This is a genomic window from Pseudarthrobacter albicanus (assembly GCF_018224015.1).
GTDB classification, from domain to species: Bacteria; Actinomycetota; Actinomycetes; order Actinomycetales; family Micrococcaceae; genus Arthrobacter; species Arthrobacter albicanus.
In genome coordinates, this window is sequence record NZ_JAGPOT010000052.1 from 1 (window position 1) to 21,611 (window position 21,611).

Here is a 21,611-nt window from a genome sequence, read left to right on the forward strand (position 1 = left end):
CGGGCAGCAGCACGACCCGCTCCGGGTTCAGCGCCTCGACGGCACCTTCATCGTGGCTGACCAGGACGACGGCGCCGGTGTAGTTGCTCAGTGCCCCGAGGATTTCGGCGCGGCTGGCCGGGTCGAGGTTGTTGGTGGGTTCGTCGAGGAGCAGCACGTTCGCGCTGGAGGCCACGATCGTGGCCAGCGCCAGGCGGGTCTTCTCGCCGCCGGACAGCACGCCGGCGGGCTTGTCGACGTCGTCGCCGGAGAACAGGAACGAGCCCAGGATGCCGCGCACTTCGGCGTCGTTCATGTCCGGGGCGGAGGAGCGCATGTTCTGGAGGACGGTGCGGTCGACGTCGAGCGTCTCGTGTTCCTGGGCGTAGTAGCCCACCTTCAGGCCGTGGCCGGGGATGACTTCGCCGGTGTCCGGCTTGTCGACGCCGGCGAGCATGCGCAGCAGGGTGGTCTTGCCGGCGCCGTTGAGGCCCAGGATGACCACCTTGGAGCCGCGGTCGATGGCAAGGTCCACGTCGGTGAAGATTTCCAGCGAGCCGTAGGACTTGCTGAGGCCGTCCGCGGTGAGCGGGGTCTTGCCGCAGGGTGACGGATCCGGGAAGCGCAGGGCTGCCACGCGGTCGGTCGCGCGCACGGCTTCGAGGCCGCCCAGCAGACGCTCGGCACGCTTGGCCATGTTCTGCGCTGCGACGGCCTTGGTGGCCTTGGCTCGCATCTTGTTGGCCTGGTCGAAGAGGACCTGGGCCTTCTTCTCCGCGTTGGCGCGCTCCCGCTTGCGGGCACGCTCGTCCGTTTCGCGCTGCTGGAGGTAGCGCTTCCAGTCCATGTTGTAGAAGTCGATCTGCGCGCGGTTGGGATCCAGCAGGAACACCTTGTTCACGGTGGCCTCGAGCAGCTCCGTGTCGTGGCTGATCACGATCAGGCCGCCCTGGTGGTTCTTGAGGAACTCGCGGAGCCAGGCAATGGAGTCAGCGTCGAGGTGGTTGGTGGGCTCATCGAGGAGCATCGTTTCGGCGTCCGAATACAGGATGCGGGCGAGCTCCACGCGGCGGCGCTGGCCGCCGGAGAGGGTCTTCAGCGGCTGGTTCAGCAGCCGGTCCGGCAGGGCCAGGTTGGAGCAGATCGCGGCGGCCTCGGCCTCGGCCGCGTAGCCGCCGGCGGCCAGGAACTCGGATTCCAGCCGGTCGTAGCGGTTCATGGCCTTGCGCTGGACCTCGGCGTCCTCGCTGGCCATGTCCTCATGCGTCTGGCGGAGCTTGCCGACGGCGATGTCCAGGCCGCGGGCGGACAGGATCCGGTCCCGGGCGAGCTGCTCCATGTCCGGGGTCCGGGGGTCCTGCGGCAGGTAGCCGATCTCGCCGCTGCGGGTCACCTTGCCGCCGGCGGGCAGGCCCTCGCCCGCTAGCACCCGGGTCAGTGTGGTCTTGCCTGCACCGTTACGGCCGACCAGGCCGATCTTGTCTCCCTTGTCGATCCGGAAGCTCACCTGGTCCATGAGGAGGCGGGCGCCGGCGCGCAGTTCGAGATCCTGGACGGTAATCAATGCAGCTAAGGCCTTTCACAACAGGGAACGCCGCGGCACAACGGATGGAATCTGGAGGGGGCCGGGACAGTGCGGCCGAGAGAACGGCCTCTACCAGTCTACCGGCCCTGCGTCCGCCGGATGACAAGGGGCCCTGTGGAAGGACGACGGCGGTGCGCCCGGCTCGCCGGCATCCCCGTCCCGGTGGTCTTGGCGGTGCCCTCCAGCATCCCGGCCACCGTTTTGTGGGGCTGCCACAAAATAGCCGGTCCGCTCCAGCCGTACAGTCGGAAACAAGAGCCGATGTCCACCGATTTCATGCGACAGGATCCACCATGACCCAGACCGACAATTCCGTCACCGCCCGGAGCCCGCGGCGGACCCGCTGGAGCGCCACCGACCTTGGACTGATCGCCGTCTTTGCCGCCCTCGTGGCAGCGTCGGCGCTGGTCGCCGCGATCCCGGTCGGCGGCCTCGGCGTCCCCATCACGGTCCAGACGCTCGCCGTCATGCTTACCGGGCTGGCGCTGGGCCCGGGCCGCGCCTTCGCCGCCGTCGGGCTCTATGTACTCCTGGGAATCGCCGGGCTGCCGATCTTCAGCGGGGGACGCAGCGGGCCCGGCATCCTGGCAACCCCGTCCGCCGGCTACATCATCGCCTTCCCGCTGGCAGCGGCGGCCGCCGGCTGGCTGGCCGTCGTCGTGCTCCGGCGCACCGCGGCCCGCTCCGGTAAGATCCGGGGCGTTCTGCTCTTCGCCGCTGCGATGGTGAGCAGCATCATCTTCGTCCACACGCTCGGGGTCCTCGGCATGATGGTGAACGCCAAGCTGAGCCTGTCCGCCGCTTTCCTGGCCGACCTCCCCTTCTACCCGGGGGACATCATCAAAAACGTTCTGGCCGTCAGTATTGCGCTGTCCCTGCACAAGGCGTTCCCGGACCTGCTGCTCCGCCGTGTCCGGAAGGCAGACGTCCGGCTGTGAGCATCGTCCTGGACCGGGTGGCCGTGTGGGTCGACGTCGACGGCCAGGCGGCTCCCAAGACCCTGCTCGACGGTCTGTCGCTGGACCTCACGGAGCGGCGGATCGGGGTGATCGGCGCCAACGGCTCCGGCAAGTCCACCCTGCTGCGGCTGCTCAACGGGCTTGTCGCTCCGGGCACCGGCACCGTCACGGTCGACGGTGCCGACACCGTCCGGGCAGTGCGGGAGGTCCGCCGCCGCGTCGGCTTCGTCTTCACGGATCCGCTCTCCCAGCTGGTGATGCCCACCGGCCGGGAGGACGTGGAGCTGTCGCTGCGGCGCTCCGTCCGGAACGCACGGGAACGCCGCGCCCGGGCCGAGGACACGCTTGACCGCTTCGGACTGCTGGGGCTGGCGGACCAGAGCATTTACGAGCTGTCGGGCGGGGAACGCCAGCTCCTGGCGCTTGCCGCCGTCCTGGCCGTGGATCCGCAGGTGCTGGTGCTGGATGAACCCTCCACCCTGCTGGATCTGCGCAACCGGGAACTGCTGCGCCGGACCCTGGCCGGGCTGAGCCAGCAGGTCATCCTCTCCACCCACGACCTGGACTTGGCCTTGGACATGGACCGGGTCCTGGTGGTGGACGCAGGGAAAGTGGTGTTCGACGGCGGGGCCGCCGCCGCCGTCGGGCGCTACCGGGCGCTGTCCGCGGCGGGGCTCCCTTCGGCAGGGCTTGCGCCGGGGCTTGCGCCGGCCGGGCCGGAGGCGGGGCGGCCGGCGCCACGCCGCCAGGAGCAGCGGTGAGCGGCCACAGCCTCCTGCTGGCCAGCTATGTGCCGGGCACTTCCGTGGTCCACCGCTCGCCGCTGTGGCTGAAGTTCCTGCTGGTCCTCGGGTGCGGCATGGCGTCCTTCCTGATCGCGGACTGGGCCGTCGCGGCCGGGGTGCTGGCGCTGATGTGCGGGGTGTTCCTGCTCAGCGGAGCCGGAGCTTCCCGGCTGGTCCGCGCGGTCCGGCCTCTGCTGCCCGTTCTCCTGGCGATCGGCCTGTTCCAGTGGTGGCAGCTGGGAGCCCCGACGGCGGCCCGGATCGTGCTGAACGTGCTGGTCTGCGTGGTGGCGGCGTCCATCCTGACCGCGACCACCCCGGTGCAGGCCCTGCTGGACGGGGTGGCGTCCCTGGCCGGGCCGTTCCGGCGCTTCGGTGCGGACCCCGAGCGCTTCGCCCTGACCATTGCCATCATGCTGCGGAGCATTCCCTTCATCGCCGGGGCCTATGCCGGTGTCCGGGATTCGGCCCGGGCCCGGGGGCTGGAACGGAACCCACGCGCCCTCGTGCTGCCTGTGTTCATCACCACGGTGGCCTTCGCCCGGCAGACCGGGGAAGCCCTCGCCGCCCGCGGACTGGGCGAAGCCGACGACCTCGACGACTGACAGCCCACCCTTCAGGCCACGGGGACGTGGGACATGCCCTCCCGTGGCCGCGGCCACTGGGCGTAATGCCACCATGTCCGGTCCTCGCACCAAGGAATGGGCATGTCCCACGGAACTGCCGTGCGGCCACACGGGGCATGAATGGGCCGGACCCTCCGCGGGTTTCGCGATGGAGCCGTGGACCTTTTTGAGGAACCTTCGGTCGTGACGCTTTCGGGATGACCGTACGGACGGGTTGGGTCGACACTACTGACTTTGATGGACACCGAAGAGCGGAAGCACGACCTCGTCGACCACTTCCGCCAGGAAGTCATCGCCGATCGGTCCGGCTGTGAAGATGAACCGCTGCCGCAACAGGGCCGGACCGGCCTCCAGCCGGCGTTCGGTCACCATGGCCGGATCGAGTTCACCCCGGTTCACCGCGTTGGCCACGATTTCGCGCATCATTTTGGCGGCGTTGCCGCGGGCGAATTCGCGGACTTCCGCTGCCACGGCGGGGTCCTGCAGGGCCTCCGCCAGCAGCCCGTGCATGGCCTGCCCCACGATCCCTTCCAGCTGCCGGGCCGCCTGCCGCATCACAGCCAATGTGTCCTCGCGCAGACTCCCGGTATTCGCGACGGCGTCTTGGGCGGGCATCGCGTGGTAGGCGGCGTCGAGCACGAGTGCGGCGCGGCCGGGCCAGCGGCGGTAGAGCGAGGCTTTGCTGGCGCGGGCACGCTCGGCAACGCGGTCCATGGTCAGGGCGGCGTAGCCGGATTCGGCGATCTCGGCGAGGACGGCGTCGAAGATCGCCGTGTTCAGTGCCGCCCCGCGGCGGCGCGGCTGCTTTCGGTGGTCCGGCTGCGCGGCGGGGGTCACTGCCGCCCGCCTGGTGCAACCGCGGTGACCCGCCCCAGGGTTCCGTCCACCACGACCGCCTCTCCGTTGCGCAGCACGCTGGTCCCGGACCCGGTTCCCATGACGGCCGGTATCCCGTACTCCCGGGCGACAATGGCGGCATGGGAACCGATCCCGCCGGCGTCCACCACGACGGCGGCGGCGCGCTGGAACAACGGGGTCCAGGACGGGTTGGTGTAGGGGCAGACCAGGATCTCGCCGCTGCGCAGCAAGCCGAAATCGGCCGGACCCCGGATGATCCGTACCGTTCCCGCGGCCTGGCCGCGGCTGGCCGGCGTTCCGGAGACCAGTGCCCCGGGCGCCCGGCGCACGTGGGCGAACAACACGGCCGGATCCAGCAGCGGAAACCCTGCCAGCTCCCGGCGCTTGGCCGCCCTGTCCAGCACCAGGCGGCGGTAGCGGTCCCTTTCGGCGGGCGGGAGCGCGCCGCCGTCGTCCATGGCGGCCAGTTCTTCGAAGCGGAGGTGGTTGACCTCCGCCGGTTCCGTCAGGACGCCGGCCTCGCACAGCCGCCGTCCCAGCTCCAGTAGCGCGCGGCGCAGCGGCGGCAGCACCATGGTGGCGTAGAAGTGGCTGTCCTCGCGGAAGGCCATGCCTGCCTTGGCGGCCTCAACGAGGGAGAGCACGTGCCGGCGCCCGGCGGGGATGCGCAGGGCAGGATGGCGCGTCAGCTCCGCCAGGGCCTCGCCGGTCTGGTCGACGGCGGGGCGCCGCTCGTCCAGCAGCGAGGTGATCAGCCCGAGCACCACCTCGGGGGCATCGGACCATGTTGGTGCACTGGTCAGCACTGCGCTCACCGTTTCGCGGTGCCCGTATTCAGCCAGGAAAGCCCGGAAACCGGCGTGGAACGCCGCGAATTCCGGGTCCTGCTCCAACCGGAGCAGCAGTTTGCCCGGGGCCGTCCCGGCGAAGGCCCGCGCCAGCTCCGGATCGGACCGGACCCGGCCCGCCAGACCCTCCAGCGCCCGGTTCGCCTGGCTGGTCCTGGTTTCCGCGCCCGCGATGAGTGCCGGGCCAAGGTGCCTCTTGCCCAGCAGCAGGAGGTGAAGGCGCAGCTTCAGCTGGGCCACCAAGAGCCCTGGCAGGTAGGAGATCCGCAGCTCGGTGATCCCGCCCGTCGCGGCGAAGGCGTCCTCGGCGAGCCCTATGACTTCGTGCCAGGACATGGTCCGGGGATCCTGTGCGGCGATCCGCCGGACGTTTTCCAGGAACGCGGCGAACCTGCTGTCGTGGGTCCACCGGGACGGATTGAACCGTCGGGCCCGGCGCGCCACCGAGACAGGCGCGCCGAGCATGCGCAGGGTGGGGCGAGGCACCGGCGGCACCAGCCGGAGCACCACGCCGTCCTCTTCCGGCAGCAGCTCCTTCACCGGTGGGAAGGCGGCGCCGACGCTGCCGGCCATGTCGCGGACCATGGCGAGGATCCCGCGCTGCATCCAGCCCGATACATCCAGCGGATAGGGACGCTCCTGGAACATCTCCACGAAGAACGGGCCCACGAGCCGCTGGAACCGGTTGAGCCGCAGCGGCTGCGGCGGGAGGGCCGTCATCGGCCGGGCCTGCAGCAGGTACAGGCGGGCGCCGGCGATCGCCCATTCGATGTCCTGCGGCCGGCCGAAATGGTCCTGGGCACGCCGCGCCAGCCGCGCCAGTTCCGCCAGTTGTTCCCCGTTCAGGGCCGGACGGGTGCTGCCGGTGCCGGCGCCCTCCAGCGTGCCGCCGCCTGCCGCGGTCCGGATGACCACCTCCTGGCGGCCCGGGGTGAACGCACGCGGCCGGCCGGTGATGTCCAGCACATAGTGTTCCGGGGTGACCCGCCCGGAGACCACCGCGTCGCCCAGTCCGGGGCTGGCATCGACGACAATTTCGCCGCGGTCGCCGGTCACCGGATTGGCGCTGAACATGACGCCGGCGGTGTCCGCGGGCACCATCTCCTGGACCACGACGGCGATGGCCACCTGGCGCTGGTCGATCCCCTGCCGCTGCCGGTAGGCGATGGCGCGGTCCGTCCACAGCGAGGCCCAGCAGTCCGCCACGGCCCGGAGCACCGCCTGCTCGCCGGCCACATTCAGGTACGTGTCCTGCTGCCCGGCGAACGCCGCCCCCGGCAGGTCTTCGGCCGTGGCACTGGAACGCACCGCCACCGCACCGCCGCCCAGGGCGGCGTACGCCGCAGCGATGTCCGCCCGGATCTTCTCCGGCACCGGCGTGTCGGAAAACAACTCCCGGATCTGCGCTCCGACCGCTCCGGCTTCCAGCTGCCGGCTCAGCCTGTCGCCCAGCCCGGTTTCCGCCAGCAGGGCGGCGTAGGCCCTCGTGGTGAGAATGAAGCCCGCCGGCACCGGGAACCCGTGGCGCACCAGTTCGCCGAGATTGGCGCCTTTGCCGCCGGCCGTGTCCAGATCGTCGGCGCCGAAGTCGGCCAGTGTGCCGGTTGTCTTCTCAGTCATCGGTCGTTCCTCTGCTGTCGTTGGGTCTTGCGGGAGGTCGTGCCGTTGCGTCCCCGGCCGCGGGGTCCGGGGCGGCATCCGCGTGCGCGCTCGTGCGAAGTTCCCGCTCCGGCAGGAACAGGGTCAGGACGAAGGCCGCGGCGAGCACGAGCGCGGCGTAGCCGAACACCGGAGGCAGCGCCCGGCCGAAGGCTTCCGCGACGGCGGCGCGCTCGGATGCGGGCAGCCCGGCGAGCACCTTTGGAGTCAGGGAGTTCATCTGGTCCCCCAGGCCCGCGGCCGGCCCGGGGGAGACTGAAGCCGCGAAGCGCGAGGTGATGAGGGATCCCAGCACGGCAACCCCGACGGAGCTGCCCACCTGGCGCAGGAAGGTCACGGTGGAGGTGGCGGCGCCGAGGTCGCGGCGTTCCACGGAGTTCTGGACCACCAGCACCATGACCTGCATGACCAGGCCGATCCCCAGCCCGAGCAGCAGCATGGCCGTGAGAACCAGCCAGGGGCTGCTCGAGGAATCCAGGGTGCTGAACAGCCAGATCCCGGGCACGGCCAGCAGCGTCCCGGCCATCGGATACAGCTTGTAGCGTCCGGTGCGCGTAATCAACGCACCGGAGACCGTCATCGTGAGCAGAATGCCGGCAACCAGGGCGATCAGCATGCCCCCGGAGGCCGTGGCGGACAGGCCCATCCCCACCTGCAGGAAGGCCGGCAGGTAGCTGATGGCGGCGAACATGGCGAAACCGACGAGGAAGCTGATGGCGGTTGGAATGGCGAACGCCGGATCGCGGAACAGGGCCAGCGGGATGATCGGGTCAGCAGCAACGTGCGCGGTCAGCAGCCATCCGGCCACCGACGCCGAGGCCACCACAGCCAGAACCGGGACCCACCACCGGGGACCGGCATAGCTGCCGCCGCTGCACAGCAGGATGACCGCGATGATCGCTAAGCACAGCAGTGCGGCCCCGCCGTAGTCGATCCGCCGCCCCCGCTCCGGTGCGGGCAGATGCAGCGTCAGCGAGACCACGGCCAGGGCAGCAAGCCCCAGCGGGACATAGCCGAAAAAGATCCACCGCCAGGAGAGCCGGTCCACCACGGCCCCGCCGGCCAGCGGGCCGGCGACGGCCGCCACGATGTAGGCGACACCGATGATGCTGAGGAACCTGCCGCGGTCCCGCGGGCTGACCAGCTCACCGATAACGGCCTGCGCCCCGATCATCAGACCACCGCCACCAATCCCCTGCACGGCCCGGAAGACGATCAGCTCTGGCACCGACTGCGCCACCCCGCACAGGCCGGCGCCGACAATGAACAGGCTCAGCGAAGCCTGAAGCACGCGCTTGCGGCCGAAGGCATCCCCCAGCTTCCCGGTGAGCGGCATGGCCGCCGTGGCCGCGACCAGATACCCGGTAATAATGACGGACATCTGGTCCAGACCATGCAGGTCACCGGCCACGGTGGGCAAGGCAGCAGCCATCACCGTCTGGTCCAGGGCCCCCAGGACCATCACCAGCAGGATTCCCGGCAACGCCGCGCGCATGGCCGGCGGGACTGCCGGGTGTCTGCGCTGATTTCCGCCCATCGGCACGGTCCCTGAAGTAGAGAACTGCTAGTTCTCTACAAGCTACGCCGTCCCGTTAGGGGACACAAGGCTCAACATGCCGTTACCTGCAGGGAGAGAAGGGGCACTGCAAAAGTATTGACTTTCCCGGATGTGATGGTCGACACTATTTATGGGATCCCAAAACGGGATCCCGCAAAGGTATCCCAGATGGGTTTCCAAACGAGACTTCCGATCAGGGCCTAGTTGCCTATAGTGCGGACATGCCCTCACATTTGAACCCACCAACCGGTATTTAGCGCGTTGGCCGCCCCTATGACGGTCGGTCCGCGCGGATCGCTACAACGGACCAGCAAAGGTTATGCATCGTGGAAAGTTCAGCAAGGATCGACGACCGCCCATTGCGCGAGAGCGTGCGGGACGCGATCCGAAACCGGATCTTCGAAGGCCACTACGCTCCGGGCACCCGCCTTGTGGAGCGCGACCTCGCGGAGGAGTTCAACGTTTCGAGGTTGCCGATCCGGGAAGCACTGGGCATGCTGCGCCAGGAGGGCCTTGTCAGCGACAAGGCGAACTCGCGGGGCATGGTCGTCAGCAGCCTTACCCCCGAGCAAGTTGCCGACCTGTTCGATGTGCGGCTGGCACTCGAGGTCCTGGCCAGCCAGCTCGCCGCGGCGCGGGCCACCCGGTCCGAACTCAAACAACTCAGTTCCCTTCTGGACCGGGCGCAGAGCAGTCTTGAAACCGGAGCGGTCTTCGAGGCCCATGCAGCCAACAACCAGTTCCACGACGCGATCACAACTATTGCGGGAAACGAATTCCTCCGGGCGGCACTGGAACCGCTGCAGGGCAGGATGCACTGGCTCTTCCGGCACGCGACCGACCTTCCCGAGCTGATCAGAGAACACCGGAGGCTCTACGAGGCCATCGCCAGCGGTGACCCCGGACGTGCAGGACTCGCTTCCAGCAACCACATTCAGAAGTACCGCAAGGACTACTACCTGACGCACTGACGTCATCCAATCCATCAGGGACGGTCCGCAGCAGCAATATGTGGACCGAACCCTTCCTGAAGTGCACCCAAATTCCGATCGGCGCAAGAAGGAAGCCGTTCAACTCGATAGGAGTTTCAATGGAAAATCGTCCAGACCTTGTCATCTCTAACGCCGTAGTCGTCAACGCAGACGGCCGCCGCCATGCGCATGTGGTCATCCACGGTGGAAAGATATCCGAAGTGGTTGAAGCAATCCACCCGGCACCGGATGCGGTGGCCCGCGTCGACGCCGGCGGGCGGCTGCTGCTCCCCGGAGGCGTTGACGGTCACTGCCACGTGGCACAGGTGACCGGCAGATTCCGCACCCTCGACGATTACGCCGTGACGTCCATGGCTGCGCTATGGGGCGGCACGACAACAATCCTCGACTTCGGGATCCCGCGGGACTCCATGGAAACTCCGCTGGAAGCTGCACGGAACAAGATCGCGCTGGCGCAGCAGTCCCGCTGTGACGTGGGATTGCACGGATCGGTTGTTACGTGGGACGAGACAGTACCGGCCCAGCTTGAAGAACTCGCGGCCATGGGAATCCGTTCCGTAAAGATGTACACCACAAATCGTGGCTCTACCCTGGCGGACAATGACACGATCCTGCGGGTCATGAAACAGATGGTCCGCCTCGACGGCCTCACCTACATCCACGCCGAGCATGACGCGATCATCACCGACTGTACCGAGGCCCACGCCGCCGAGGGCGACATCGGCATCCGGCACCTGCCCCTGACGCGACCTGAACTTGCGGAAGAAATCTCGGTGAAGGAAACCTTGGCGATGGCCGAATACACGGGGGCTCCGGTCTACTTCGTCCATCAGTCCACTCCGGGGGCGGTGGACCTCGTGACAGATGCACGATTGCGCGGCCTCCCTGCCTATTCGGAGACATGCCCCCATTACCTGACGTTGGATGAAACGGTCTACGGCGAGCGGTTTCCGGAATGGTATGCATGCTGCCCGCCAATGCGCAGCGCTGAGACGGTGGCAGCCCTCAAAGACCGGATGCTCTCCGGCGCAGTTCACACCGTTTCTTCGGACCATTCCTGCTATGACCTTTCGCAAAAGCTGGAGCGGAGCGATGACATTCGCCAGATGCCGCACGGGCTCCCCGGCGTTGAGACCCGGATGCCCGTTACCTTCACGGAACTGGTCTCCCCCGACGGCCACGGTGCTGAGCGATTCACGGAGGTCTTCGCTGCCGGCCCCGCCCGGATCAACGCGGTTCCCGGGAAAGGCGTCATTGCACCCGGATACGACGCCGACCTCGTACTTGTGGATCCGGCCGAGGTCCGGACCGTGTCCGGCGCCGGCCTTCACATGGGCACGGACTTCTCCCCCTTCGACGGCAAAGACCTTCGCGGATGGCCGCAGGTGGTGGTCTCGGCCGGACGGATCGTCCTGGACGAAAACGGTTTCCACGACCCCGGACCGGTCGGCCGCTTCATCGAGCGCCGCGGATTCACGGAAGGAACAAGGCTCCCCGCGGAGCTGGAGACCGCCAACAGCCAGTCCTGATCCTCACTGCTTTTCACCCCCCAACCACGCCCCACCCGAAAGAACGTTCGACAAAGGAGTCACCATGGATACGGACCACAAGTCCCTGGCCGCGCTCGACCCAACGGGCCGGCTCTACAACGAAGACCTTGCTCCTGCCACGGAGCGAAAATGGACCTCGTACAGCTTCTTCGCCGTGTGGATGTCGGCAATCCACAACATTGGCACCTACACGTTCGTCGCCGGCCTGTTTGTGATCGGGCTCACCGGCTGGCAGGTCCTCGCCGCCATTCTGATCGGCACTGCGATACTCTTCTTCGGCATGAACTGGGCAGGAAAGATGGGGCAGCGGACCGGTGTGCCCTTCCCGGTCATGGCCCGCATCAGCTTTGGTATTTGGGGAGCCAACATCCCCGCCCTCATCCGCGCGGTGATCGCCATCTGCTGGTACGGCATCCAGACCTATCTGGCGTCGATGGCTGTCGTCGTTCTCCTCCTGCGGATCAACCCGGACCTGCAGCAATGGCAGAACCAGAGTTTCCTGGGACTGTCCCTCCTCGGCTGGGCCTGCTTCATTCTCCTGTGGATCCTGCAACTCCTCGTCATCACCCGCGGAATGGAAGCTGTACGCCGCTTCCAGGACTGGGCCGGCCCCATTGTCTGGGCCGTGATGCTGGGTATGGCCGTCTGGCTCTTCGCCATGGCTGGCTGGAACATCCCGATGGACCTGTCTATCAGCCCCCTCGCCGGCGGCGACGTCGTCCGTGGCGTGCTTACCGGGGCTTTCCTCCTCGTCGCAACCTACGCCACGATGTTGTTGAACTACTGCGACTTCACGCGCTTCGCCAAGTCCGAACGGTCCGTGGTCCGCGGGAATTTCTGGGGCATTCCTGTCAACTTCGCCGCCTTCGCCGCAATCAGCATCACCATGACCATCGGAACCGTTGTCGTCTTCGGTGAAGCCATCACCGATCCTGCGCTGATCCTGGCCAAGGTCCCCGATACCTTCATACTTGTCATCGGAGCGGTCATGTTCATCATCGCCACCATCGGGGTGAACGTGGTCCTGAATTTTGTCTCGCCCGCCTACGACCTGGCCAATGTGTGGCCCAAGCGCATCAATTTCCGCCGCGGCGGCATCATCAGTGCGGTTCTGGCCCTTCTCGTCATGCCTTGGAACCTCTACTCGAACCCCGTTGTGGTCAACTATTTTCTGGGTGGACTGGGAGCCTTCCTTGGGCCGCTCTTCGGAATCATGGCCGCCGACTACTTCCTCATCAACCGCGGTGTCATCAACATTCGAGACCTCTACCGGTCCGATGAAACGGGTGAGTACTTCTTCCGGAAGGGATTCAACCCCAAGGCCATCGCCGTCTTTGTCCCAACAGCCGCCCTCGCCGCCATCATGGCACTTGTCCCGGGGCTCGAATCGGTTGCCGCTTTCGCCTGGCCTGCCGGTCTCGTGACCGCAGGATTGGCCTACGTCTTCGCAACGGGAGGTTCGGTGAAACCGGTCGTGATCCCGGCGGAACCGGAGGCACAGCTCGAGCCCGCGGAGTGACGGACTGATCCGCGGATTTGCAGGGCAGTTCTGAACTGCAAGCGGACGACGCCGGAACATCCCGCCGTCGTCCGCTTGCCTGTTGTTTGGCAACGGCGCCGTCAGCGCCGGCTGCCACGCTCTACAGCGCGGACCACCCGCCGTCGGAGGCGAGAATGGCACCGTTGACCTTGGTGCCGTCGTCGCTGAGAAGGAAGGTGATCGAGGCGGCCAGCTGCGCCGCGGTGGCGGGTGCCGGGATGGTCGCACCCATCAGCGGGCCGAGTCGCTCGGCGGCCAGCTGGGATCCCCAGTTGGCCTCAATGTTGGTGATCGTGGCGCGGGGGCCACGGCGTTGAAGCGCAGGCCCTTCGGCCCATACATCACCGCGGAGTTCTTGGCCAGGCCTATGACGGCGTGCTTGTAGGCGGCGCCGGCCGCGGAACCGCGAAGCCCGGTCTCGGAGGCAACGTTGACCACTGAGCCCGTACCGGCCTCCAGCATCAGCGGCACGACGGCGCGGGTCAGGCGCATGAGGGCGCCGACGTTGATCCTGAATACCCGCTCCCACAGGGCGTCGTCCAGCTCGTGGATCGGGGCGAAGTTGTCCATGATGCCGGCGACGTTCGCGAGGGCATCCACCCGCCCGCCCGCGGCGACGACGACGGCGGCAATGACTTTGCCGCCCTCCTTGACGATGCGCAGGGCGGTGGCCTGCCCGATGCCCGCGCCCGTGACGATGACGGTCTTGCCGGCAAAGCGGCCGGTGGTGGCGGCTTCCTGCCATGAAGCTTCATTGCCCATGATGTCCTCCCGCCAGGCTGCTCGCCGGCGTCGTGCAGGCTGCGCCGCTCGGCCTCGTCCGCCTCGGGGCGGACCTCGGCGTCGCACGGCCCCCGTTACCCCCCAATTGCTGTCAAACGCTCCGGCCTCGCCCTGTCGCGACCCATAATGAAGCCATGTGCAACGAATCGCGGACACACCCGGACCGCAGCCGGATGCAGGCCTGAAGAAGGGGACGGCACGACGTGGAACCACCCGAGGCGGAAATCCTGGCCGGATACAGCCGCGCCCGCCACGCCCTCGACGCCTGGCTGGAGAGCGCCACGGCCGCGGATCTTCGACGCAGGAGTACGGAACCCGGTGGACCAACGAAGAGCTGATCTTTCACATGGTTTTCGGATACATGGTCGTCCGCGCCCTGCTTCCGATGGTCCATGTCATCAGCAGGCTCCCAAGCCCGTCGGCAAAGCCTTCGCCGCCGTTTTGAACGCCGGAACGCGCCCGTTTGACGTCATCAATTACTGGGGCTCCCGGGCCGCAGCCCTCGTCTACAACAAGCAACGGATGGGCCGGAAACTCGAAAAGACCATCGCCGCCATCTCCCGCCGGCTGGAACGAGAGAGCGCCAGATCCCTGACCCGGGCAATGTCGTTTCCCGACAGGTGGGACCCGTTCTTTGCCCCGACCATGACAATCAACGACGTCTATGCCTACCCCACACTTCACTTCGACTTTCACGCCCGACAGCTAAGTCTCAGCCAACCGCTCCGATAGGAGGACAAAGCCCAAGGAACGATGGGCGCCCAGCCGTGCGGCCGGCGGCCCGGCAGTCCCAGGGGAGCGCGCGGCCGACCCTGCGAACCGGTTCCGGCCGACCAGGACGGATGAAAGCAGCTGTCAGGACCGTTATTGGCTGGTTCGCTGGACTGCTCGCCGTGCAAAGGGCTTGACCTTCCCCTCTGGTGGAAGGTCGACACTTGTATCAAGGGGATTGTTTTCAGTCTTGAGGAGACACAGTATGTCTGATCGTCCGTCAGCCCCTTCGGGGGGAATAGGTGGACTTCTGTTCGCTGTCGGGGCCGTGGCCGTGGCCGTCATCTGTTGTGCCGGCGCTGCTCTGATCGCCGGGGGTGGTCTCGCCCTGGCGGGCGGGGTGCTTGGCAATCCTGCCGTCCTGGCCATCGGCGCGCTCATTGTTGCAGGAGCCGTCGCGTTTACTGTGAGCCGCCGCCGCGCCCGTGCGCAGGCAAGTGAAGTACCGAGCGGGCAGTCCGAGGGCGGGTTATCCGCTGCTGACGGTCCTTCCCCGAAGATGGCTGACTGCTGTGACCCTCAGAAGAGGGTCAATGGTTCCGGGCAGCAACCGGGGAGCCGGGACCCTTCATCCGCGAACGGAAGGAACAGCCGACCATGACCTTCTCCACCCCACCGTCATCACCCCGTCCGACACGGGACCAGCCCCGCCAGCGACCGGCAGCGCGGGCAGGTGCACTGATGGGCGCCGTGCTGGCCGCAATACTGCTGGCCGGCTGCGGCTCCACTACCGGCGCAGGCGCACCGGCGAGTGCCGCGGCTTCCTCAAGCGCTGGTGCCGGTTCGGGGCCCACGGTTGCGTCCGTCACGGTGAAGACCCTTAACGGCTCGTCGCTGACGCTTCCGGCGGGTAAACCGACCGTCATCGATTTCTTCACCGCCTCCTGCGGGCCATGCGCCGCCGGGGTGAAGAATGTTGCCGCGGGCCTGGCCAGGGCCGCCCCCGGCGCGCAGGCCGTTACCGTCGATCTTGATCCCAGCGAGCCGACCGAGGTCCTGAACCAGTTCATCGCCTCTGTCGGCAACCCGCCGGTAACGCTCGTACGGGACGACGGAACCCTGTTGAAACACTTCAACGTCGATTCCCTCGGGACGACGGTCGTCCTGAACTCTTCAGGCAAGGAAATCTACCGCGGCGTGGATCCCTCGGCCGACGAAACTGCCAAGGCCCTCGCGGCCGCCGGCTCTTAGGAGTGACCGCCCCATGACAGGAACACTCGCCTTCGCTTTCGGTGCCGGCATGCTCTCCACCGTGAACCCGTGCGGATTCGCCATGCTTCCGGCTTTCCTGGCCTACTACATCGGTCGGGAGGACACCGCCCCCCGATCCGCAGGTCCCGGGTTGGTCCGCCGGGCCCTCAGCGGGCTTGGCGCAGGGCTGCTGGTCAGCCTCGGATTCGCCGGGATCTTCACCATTACCGGCCTGCTCGCTGCTTTCGGGCTGCGCAGCATCATCGGCGCCGTACCCTGGGTGGCCGTCCTGATCGGGGTCCTGCTCGCCGGGGTCGGCATCGCGATGCTCACCGGCCACCGCGTCGGTCTGAGCCTGAACTCGAACCGGATGAACCGGCCCGGCCGCGGGCCGGGCTCGATGGTCGCCTTCGGCGCCGCCTACGCCGTCGCGTCACTCTCCTGCACCCTGGCGGTGCTGCTGGCAGTCATCGCCCAGGCCCTGGCGGCGAACAGCATCACAGCCCTGGTTTTCGTCTTCGTGGCCTACGCCGCCGGGGCGAGCATGGTGCTGATCCTGCTGGCGCTCTCCTCGGCACTGGCCAGCGGAGCCCTGGCCAAAGGACTGCACCGGGCCTCACGCTACCTGCCCCGGGTCGCCGGAGCCGTACTCGTGCTTTCCGGAGCCTATCTTGTCGCTTACTGGGCGCCGGCGCTGGCCACCGGCCAGCCCAACCAGGGCATCGCCGGAGGGATGAACGTTTTATCTTCGGCAGTGACCGGGTTCATCGGGGCCAATACCGCCGTCATCGCGGTTCTCGCCATCTCCCTCGCCGCGGCCGTGCTGCTCGCGGCCCTCTGGACGCGCAGGCGCACCGCCGGGCCGATGCCGAAGGAACCTGAGGACGACTGCTGCGCACCCGCCACCGAACTGGCCGTAAATGGCGCCAACCACTCCGACGCGGACCTGAACAGCACGACCCCTGCATTGCGCGACGTCCCGCCGGCCTGACGCCGGATCAGGCGGCGCCGGGCCAAGGCGTTAATGAACAGCCAAGGCCCCGGCGCCGTCGGCGCACCGGCCAGCGGTCAGCTGAGCCCGGGGTGCTCGAGACCGTTGGGGTGGGTCATGGCTGGCGTCCCCGCAGTGCCCAGAGCGCTTCGCAGGTTGCGGCGACGGCGAGCCCGAACACCTGGTGGGCGGCAAAGCCGCGCAGATGGGTCACCAGGAGGTAGGCCCTGTTGGGGGCGCTGAACCCGGCCAGGGGTGTCATGGTTTCATCGGCGATCAATGACATCGCCGTCCCGGTGAGCAGGCCGGCCCCGACCACTCCCATGCCTGCCCTGCGGCGCAGCAGCACATACAGGGGTGACCAGCTCAGCGCGAGCCCGTAATGCATGAACATCGAAGCGCGCTCCAGCGCTTTTCCCTCCAGCATGATCCCGGCGGCACCGAAGATCTTCTTCGGTGCCAGCTCATACGGCTGCCCGGGCCGGACGGCGTCTTCCCTGGCCCGGTCCCGCTCCGGTTCCAGTTCGTAGAGTTTCAAGCTGACCGGTTCCATGGCCTTGGTCCCGACGTAGCCGGCGACCCAGGCGGTGGCCAGGTCTTAGAGTGCTTCAGTAACGTTCATGATGGTCTCTCCCGGTAGCAATCGTGTGGTCCGGACGCCCGGGGACAGCGTCCCGGGGCTGCGCGCGGCGGCTAGATGTCCAGTTCGTCCAGGGCCGCCAGGTAGGCCTCGTTGTAGGTCGGGTACTGGGCGACCTGGTCCCGCAGGGTGTCGATGGGGATCCGGGCGCGGATGACCAGGGAAGCCTGGTGGATCGATTCGCCGGCCATCGGGGCCACTGCCCAGGCGCCGATCAGGACCTTGCGGTCGGTATCGGCCAGCAGTCCCAGGTGCCCGCGGGGATCCCGTTCGTAGGTCCAGGGCCGGGTAATGGCTACGGCGAGATCGATTTCCGCCGTTGCGGTACTCAGGCCCTGCTGTCCGGCCTGGTCCCGGGTGAGGCTGGCAGCGGCGATTTCCGGGTCGGCGAACACGACCCGGGGAATACCCGCGTAAAAGGCCTTCCGGGGTTTGCCGAGAATCGCGTCGGCCGCGATCCGGCCCTGGTGTCCGGTCCGGGTCAGAGGCCGTCCGGGAACGCGTATTTGGGCTGAATGAACGCCGGCTCTTCCCCGTAGACCAGCGCAATCTGATCACGGGCGCCCAGGACAACTCCTGTCACGTCCCAGGTCTTGACCTTTCCGTTGACATAGACGTTCCACTTGCCCGCTGCGGAGCTGCACTCGGGGCCGATGCAGCCCGTCCCGCCGAGGACGCCCCATTCCTGCAGAACCTGGCCCAGGGTGTAACGCTGACCGGCCGTGGGAGCCTCGATATGGATAATCCCGGAGGCGTCATGGGTGTGCAGGGAGGAGATTCCGTTGGGCCTGCCGTCCGGGCCGACGCTAACGCCGATGCCCTCCGGAACTGTGACGGGTTTGCCGTGCACGACCACGTCAAGGTGGGCATGAAAATGTTCTGCCGTCCCCTCGGCTGTCAGGACCGGCAGCCCCGCGGCCTGGATCCGCCCGGCAGCCCCGGCCGGGTCCAGGCCCCAGGTGCTGGCGGCGGCCCCGGCGGGCGGGGCCGAAGCCGGGCGGCAGGGGCAGCGGCTGAGGTCGTCCCCGGCGTCGAGGACGACGGGGTGCCGGAACAGCCGGCCAGGGCCAGGGCCGTGAGGGCGGCGGCGGTCAGGGGTGTCCAGCGGTGCTTCATACGGGGGCGGAGGCCTTCAGGTCAGTGGCCGGGGCCGGGCCGGAATGGGTGGCTGCCCGTTTCTGGAGCCGGCCTGGTTCTCAGCAGGCGCATCCGTGTGCGCCCTTTCCGGGCGCGGCAGGCTGTGCGGGCAGGATTTCATCGAGCAGGGACCCGGCCATGGCCGTGCCGATCCGGTGGGCTTCGGCGCCGGGAACGACGGAGCCGCCCGGGTGGGCGTCGAGCCACGGTTGCGCGGCCTCGACTGAGGCGAAGAAGTGGACCTGGTTGCAGAACGCCGACCGCACCGAACTCATGTCCTCGGGGTTGACCAGGGAGACCACTGCCGTGGCCGGCTCCACGTCGGTCACGGCGGACGCGCCGACGCTGAGCCGGACCGGGACTCCGGTGGCGTGGCAGGTTGATTCGATCCGTGCGGTTGTGCCGAGCAGGGCCGGGAAGATCAGGGTGTCCAGGGCGCACCAGGTGTAGAGCTGTTCGCCGGCGACTTCCAGGCGGTGCGGGGTGGGACGCAGGGTCAGGCCCTGCCCGATGATGCGTCCGTCCCCGTCGTACTCGGTGTCCGGCACCGCGGCCAGCGCGGCGCTGACTTCCCGGATGGTGCGCCCGGTGACTGCTGCCAGGTCCCCGATGGCCACGGGCTCGCCCTGTGCCAGCAGGTGCAGCAGGGGCAGCAGGGGCAGCCAGAGTGCGGGTTCGATGCCGGTGTCCGGTGAGGTCAGACGGTCGGTGAGTTCGATGAAGTTAGTGCTCATGGCGGGTCTTTCTTCCGGTGTGGAGGGGGCAGGGATCAGGAGGCGCAGCAGGAGAGTTTGGAGACGTCCGTGGTGAAGGACTGGGCGGCGATCTTGATGCCTTCGGCCATGGTCAGGTACGGGCTCCACAGGTTTGCCACCTGCTCCACGGTCATCCCGGCTTCCAGGATGTAGACCCCTGCCGCGGCCAGGTCCCCGGCGTCCTTGGCGACGGCGGTGATCCCCACAATCCGTCCGGTGCCGGCGTCGGCGACGATCTTGATGAAGCCGCGGGTGTCCCTGTTCACCAGGGCCCGGGGCACGTACTCCAGGGGCAGGACCCGGCACTCGCAGCGGATGCCGGCCTCGTTGGCTTCCTCGTCCGTCATGCCGACCGCGGCCAGTGCCGGGCTGGTGAAGGTGACCCGGGGCAGGCGCCGGTAGTCGACCTCAAGGCCGGCGTTGTTGAAGGCGTTCTCCACCACCAGGGAGCCGTGGGAGGCCGCGACGTAGACGAATTCGCGGTGTCCGGTCACGTCCCCGGCGGCCCAGATCCGGTCGTTGGAGCTGGCCAGCCGGCTGTTGACCAGGATCTCTCCCCGGTTCCCGGTCTTGACGCCGACGGCGGCCAGGTTCAGTCCCTCCGTGACCGGGCGACGTCCCGTGGCGACCAGCAGCCTGGCGGCCCGGAATTCCTCCTTGCCGCCGGACACCACCGCGGTCGCGACGATCCCGCCGGTGGCCGGGTCCGTGCGCACGGAGGACACGGCCGCCCGGCGGACGACCCGGATCCCCTCGTCGGCGAAGACACCCATCAGGGCGCGCGAGGCGTCGGGTTCCTCCACTGAGGCCAGGCGGGAGCGGACCAGCATGGTGACCTTGGACCCGAGCCGGGCGAAGAGCTGGGCCTGTTCCAGGGCCACATACCCGCCGCCGATCACCAGCAGGGAGTCAGGGACCTCCTCGAGTTCCATCGCCGTGGTCGAGGTCAGGTAGCCGGTGTCCTGCAGACCCTCGATCGGGGGCGCCCACGGGGCGGACCCGGTGGCCACCAGATAATGTGCGGCCCTCACGGATTCCCGGGCCCCGTCCTGTCCGGTGATTTCCAGGACCGGATCGTCCTGGGTGCCGGCGAACACGGCATTGCCCTGGCGCAGCTCCCAGCCGTAGTCCGCGATCAGGTCCACGTACTTATCCGAACGCATCGTCTCCACCAGGGAACGCTTCCCGCCGATCAGCCCGGCCATGTCCACCGGCCCGACGGAGGTGCTGATGCCGGGGAACCGGCCGGACGCGTCCAGGGCAACATGCCTGGCCTCTGCCGCCGCGAGGAGCGCCTTGGAGGGAACACAGCCGGTGTTCACGCAGGTGCCGCCGACGGTGGAACGCTCGATCATCAGGACCCGTTTGCCCAGGTTGGTCGCCCGGATCGCGGCCGCGAACGCTCCGCCGCCGGAGCCGATGACGGCCAGATCAAAATCAGGTGTTGGTTCAGACATGAAATCCTCCAAAGTCGTACAGCAGCGCCGTCCCGCAGTACCCGCGACGGTGCCTCGTGTAAGGGTCTGCCCAGTCTGCACCTTCCACCACGGGGGAAGGTCAAGAGGCAGACCCGTCACCGGCCCCGAACCGCCGGGCCCTGACCGGCTCCACTCCCCGATAAAGTGGGCTTCCCCCGGCCCGGGGTGGCACACACGGTTCCTGTATCCGTTCTTGACCTTCCACTATACTGGAAGGTCAAGAGGGAAATTCCCCGGGACAAGAGGTGCATGATGCGTATTGGCGAAACCGCCGCAGCCGTCGGCATGACGGCCAAGACGCTGCGGTTTTACGAAGACCGAGGCCTGCTGCCGGCCGCCGACAGGGCACCGAACGGATACCGCGACTACCCCCACGAGACGGTCAGCCGACTGGAATTCATCCGCCGCGGCCGCACCGCCGGACTGACCCTGGCCCAGATCGGCGACATCCTCTCCGTCCGGGACATCGGCCAGGCCCCCTGCGTACACGTCCGTGATCTGCTGGCCAAACAGCTCCGCGACCTCGACGCCCAGATCGCAGAACTCACGGCACTGCGTGCAACCGTCGCCGAATTCCATGACGCCGCGGCCGCAGGGGACCCCGCAGCCTGCGACCCCGAACGCATCTGCAGCTACCTCTAAACCAGAACCAGGCCAATCCCGTTCTCCCCCATTTAATTTCCCCAGGCCGAAGGAGCGCATCAGCATCGGAGCCACGGCGGACGGGAAGAGGCCGGGCGGGTGATCCACACCGGGACTGCTGTTGCCGCCAAGTTCTTATTCGGCCCGACACGGACTTGGACAGGCGGCTAAGCCTTGATCCACCGATCCGCGGTTGGTCCTGATTGATTTCGGGGCCGGCCGCGGTTTTTGGTTTCGGGCATGGCGGATCGCCGGCCTTGCTGCCGGTGGTGTTCCACTGTGTG

General features: G+C 67.8%; 21 protein-coding genes and 1 pseudogene. 12 read left to right on the forward strand and 10 right to left on the reverse strand.

The window, feature by feature from the left end:
- A partial coding sequence (locus J9611_RS12590; RefSeq protein WP_211880641.1) for an ABC-F family ATP-binding cassette domain-containing protein occupies positions 1–1,543 on the reverse strand: 1,543 nt, incomplete at its 3' end.
- 314 nt (positions 1,544–1,857) lie between these two features.
- On the opposite strand from J9611_RS12590, the gene J9611_RS12595 reads away from it, so the two are divergent.
- From J9611_RS12595 to J9611_RS12605, 3 genes are all read left to right on the forward strand, one after another.
- Positions 1,858–2,502, forward strand: a complete 645-nt coding sequence (locus tag J9611_RS12595) for a biotin transporter BioY (protein ID WP_211880642.1) — start codon at positions 1,858–1,860, stop codon at positions 2,500–2,502.
- 62 nt (positions 2,503–2,564) lie between these two features.
- The gene (locus J9611_RS12600; RefSeq protein ID WP_443701380.1) at positions 2,565–3,284 is read left to right on the forward strand and encodes an energy-coupling factor ABC transporter ATP-binding protein; all 720 of its coding nucleotides are present in this window, start codon (positions 2,565–2,567) and stop codon (positions 3,282–3,284) included.
- Positions 3,281–3,913, forward strand: coding sequence for an energy-coupling factor transporter transmembrane component T family protein (locus J9611_RS12605; RefSeq protein WP_211880644.1), 633 nt, complete (start codon positions 3,281–3,283; stop codon positions 3,911–3,913). Before J9611_RS12600 ends, J9611_RS12605 begins: the two co-directional genes overlap by 4 nt.
- 246 nt (positions 3,914–4,159) lie before the next feature.
- Here the strand turns inward: J9611_RS12605 and J9611_RS12610 are convergent, their stop codons facing one another.
- From J9611_RS12610 to J9611_RS12620, 3 genes are read right to left on the reverse strand one after another with little or no spacing between them, the layout of a single operon-like run.
- Complete coding sequence (locus J9611_RS12610; RefSeq protein WP_211880646.1) at positions 4,160–4,771, reverse strand: TetR/AcrR family transcriptional regulator; 612 nt, start codon at positions 4,769–4,771, stop codon at positions 4,160–4,162.
- Complete coding sequence (locus J9611_RS12615; protein WP_211880648.1) at positions 4,768–7,260, reverse strand: PEP/pyruvate-binding domain-containing protein; 2,493 nt, start codon at positions 7,258–7,260, stop codon at positions 4,768–4,770. Before J9611_RS12615 ends, J9611_RS12610 begins: the two co-directional genes overlap by 4 nt.
- Entirely contained in the window at positions 7,253–8,836 is a 1,584-nt protein-coding gene (locus J9611_RS12620) for an MFS transporter (RefSeq protein WP_211880650.1), read from the reverse strand. Before J9611_RS12620 ends, J9611_RS12615 begins: the two co-directional genes overlap by 8 nt.
- Positions 8,837–9,183: 347 nt before the next feature.
- Between J9611_RS12620 and J9611_RS12625 the strand changes: the two genes are divergently transcribed.
- The 3 genes from J9611_RS12625 to J9611_RS12635 all read left to right on the forward strand — a co-directional run bounded on the left by J9611_RS12625 (position 9,184) and on the right by J9611_RS12635 (position 12,918).
- On the forward strand, positions 9,184–9,828 hold the full coding sequence (locus J9611_RS12625) for a GntR family transcriptional regulator (RefSeq protein WP_307857094.1): 645 nt from the start codon (positions 9,184–9,186) through the stop codon (positions 9,826–9,828).
- Between the two features lie 119 nt (positions 9,829–9,947).
- On the forward strand, positions 9,948–11,378 hold the full coding sequence (locus J9611_RS12630; protein WP_211880652.1) for an amidohydrolase family protein: 1,431 nt from the start codon (positions 9,948–9,950) through the stop codon (positions 11,376–11,378).
- A gap of 64 nt (positions 11,379–11,442) precedes the next feature.
- Positions 11,443–12,918, forward strand: coding sequence for an NCS1 family nucleobase:cation symporter-1 (locus tag J9611_RS12635; RefSeq protein WP_211880654.1), 1,476 nt, complete (start codon positions 11,443–11,445; stop codon positions 12,916–12,918).
- A gap of 121 nt (positions 12,919–13,039) precedes the next feature.
- Here J9611_RS12635 and J9611_RS12640 read toward each other — a convergent pair.
- Positions 13,040–13,701 (reverse strand): annotated as a pseudogene (locus J9611_RS12640) (SDR family NAD(P)-dependent oxidoreductase).
- 224 nt (positions 13,702–13,925) lie between these two features.
- Here J9611_RS12640 and J9611_RS22345 point away from each other — a divergent pair.
- From J9611_RS22345 to J9611_RS12655, 5 genes are all read left to right on the forward strand, one after another.
- A complete protein-coding gene (locus J9611_RS22345; RefSeq protein WP_281414562.1) occupies positions 13,926–14,060 on the forward strand; it encodes a hypothetical protein in 135 nt (44 codons plus the stop codon).
- A 103-nt stretch (positions 14,061–14,163) separates the two neighbouring features.
- Positions 14,164–14,454 carry a hypothetical protein gene (locus J9611_RS21920; RefSeq protein ID WP_246527759.1) on the forward strand — a complete coding sequence of 97 codons (291 nt, stop codon included), beginning with the start codon at positions 14,164–14,166 and terminating at the stop codon, positions 14,452–14,454.
- Between the two features lie 244 nt (positions 14,455–14,698).
- Positions 14,699–15,094, forward strand: a complete 396-nt coding sequence (merT, locus tag J9611_RS22915) for a mercuric ion transporter MerT (protein ID WP_504741953.1) — start codon at positions 14,699–14,701, stop codon at positions 15,092–15,094.
- Positions 15,091–15,684: a TlpA family protein disulfide reductase gene (locus J9611_RS12650; RefSeq protein ID WP_211880656.1), complete on the forward strand. Its 594-nt coding sequence runs from the start codon at positions 15,091–15,093 to the stop codon at positions 15,682–15,684. Before merT ends, J9611_RS12650 begins: the two co-directional genes overlap by 4 nt.
- Positions 15,685–15,697: 13 nt before the next feature.
- The gene (locus J9611_RS12655) at positions 15,698–16,675 is read left to right on the forward strand and encodes a cytochrome c biogenesis CcdA family protein (RefSeq protein ID WP_211880658.1); all 978 of its coding nucleotides are present in this window, start codon (positions 15,698–15,700) and stop codon (positions 16,673–16,675) included.
- A gap of 115 nt (positions 16,676–16,790) precedes the next feature.
- Here J9611_RS12655 and J9611_RS12660 read toward each other — a convergent pair whose 3' ends face one another.
- The 5 genes from J9611_RS12660 to merA form a co-directional block, all read right to left on the reverse strand.
- A complete protein-coding gene (locus J9611_RS12660; RefSeq protein ID WP_246527760.1) occupies positions 16,791–17,213 on the reverse strand; it encodes a DUF1440 domain-containing protein in 423 nt (140 codons plus the stop codon).
- Positions 17,214–17,368: 155 nt separating this feature from the next.
- Positions 17,369–17,710, reverse strand: coding sequence for an oxidoreductase dimerization domain-containing protein (locus tag J9611_RS12665; protein WP_307857095.1), 342 nt, complete (start codon positions 17,708–17,710; stop codon positions 17,369–17,371).
- An 86-nt stretch (positions 17,711–17,796) separates the two neighbouring features.
- Positions 17,797–18,165, reverse strand: coding sequence for a hypothetical protein (locus tag J9611_RS21925; RefSeq protein WP_246527761.1), 369 nt, complete (start codon positions 18,163–18,165; stop codon positions 17,797–17,799).
- A gap of 346 nt (positions 18,166–18,511) precedes the next feature.
- Entirely contained in the window at positions 18,512–19,186 is a 675-nt protein-coding gene (merB, locus tag J9611_RS12675; protein ID WP_211880660.1) for an organomercurial lyase MerB, read from the reverse strand.
- 35 nt (positions 19,187–19,221) lie between these two features.
- Entirely contained in the window at positions 19,222–20,664 is a 1,443-nt protein-coding gene (merA, locus tag J9611_RS12680; protein ID WP_211880662.1) for a mercury(II) reductase, read from the reverse strand.
- Positions 20,665–20,937: 273 nt separating this feature from the next.
- On the opposite strand from merA, the gene J9611_RS12685 reads away from it, so the two are divergent.
- Positions 20,938–21,327 (forward strand): heavy metal-responsive transcriptional regulator, encoded by a 390-nt coding sequence (locus J9611_RS12685; RefSeq protein ID WP_211880669.1) that lies wholly within the window; start codon positions 20,938–20,940, stop codon positions 21,325–21,327.
- Positions 21,328–21,611 lie beyond the last annotated feature (284 nt).

Coding starts and splice junctions, on each gene's coding strand:
- J9611_RS12615 (WP_211880648.1), bottom strand. CDS start 7,260: ATGACTGAGAAGACAACCGGCACACTGGCCGACTTCGGCGCCGACGAT.
- merA (WP_211880662.1), bottom strand. CDS start 20,664: ATGTCTGAACCAACACCTGATTTTGATCTGGCCGTCATCGGCTCCGGC.
- J9611_RS12655 (WP_211880658.1), top strand. CDS start 15,698: ATGACAGGAACACTCGCCTTCGCTTTCGGTGCCGGCATGCTCTCCACC.
- J9611_RS12620 (WP_211880650.1), bottom strand. CDS start 8,836: ATGGGCGGAAATCAGCGCAGACACCCGGCAGTCCCGCCGGCCATGCGC.
- J9611_RS12635 (WP_211880654.1), top strand. CDS start 11,443: ATGGATACGGACCACAAGTCCCTGGCCGCGCTCGACCCAACGGGCCGG.
- J9611_RS12650 (WP_211880656.1), top strand. CDS start 15,091: ATGACCTTCTCCACCCCACCGTCATCACCCCGTCCGACACGGGACCAG.
- merT (WP_504741953.1), top strand. CDS start 14,699: ATGTCTGATCGTCCGTCAGCCCCTTCGGGGGGAATAGGTGGACTTCTG.
- J9611_RS12630 (WP_211880652.1), top strand. CDS start 9,948: ATGGAAAATCGTCCAGACCTTGTCATCTCTAACGCCGTAGTCGTCAAC.
- J9611_RS12595 (WP_211880642.1), top strand. CDS start 1,858: ATGACCCAGACCGACAATTCCGTCACCGCCCGGAGCCCGCGGCGGACC.
- merB (WP_211880660.1), bottom strand. CDS start 19,186: ATGAGCACTAACTTCATCGAACTCACCGACCGTCTGACCTCACCGGAC.
- J9611_RS12685 (WP_211880669.1), top strand. CDS start 20,938: ATGCGTATTGGCGAAACCGCCGCAGCCGTCGGCATGACGGCCAAGACG.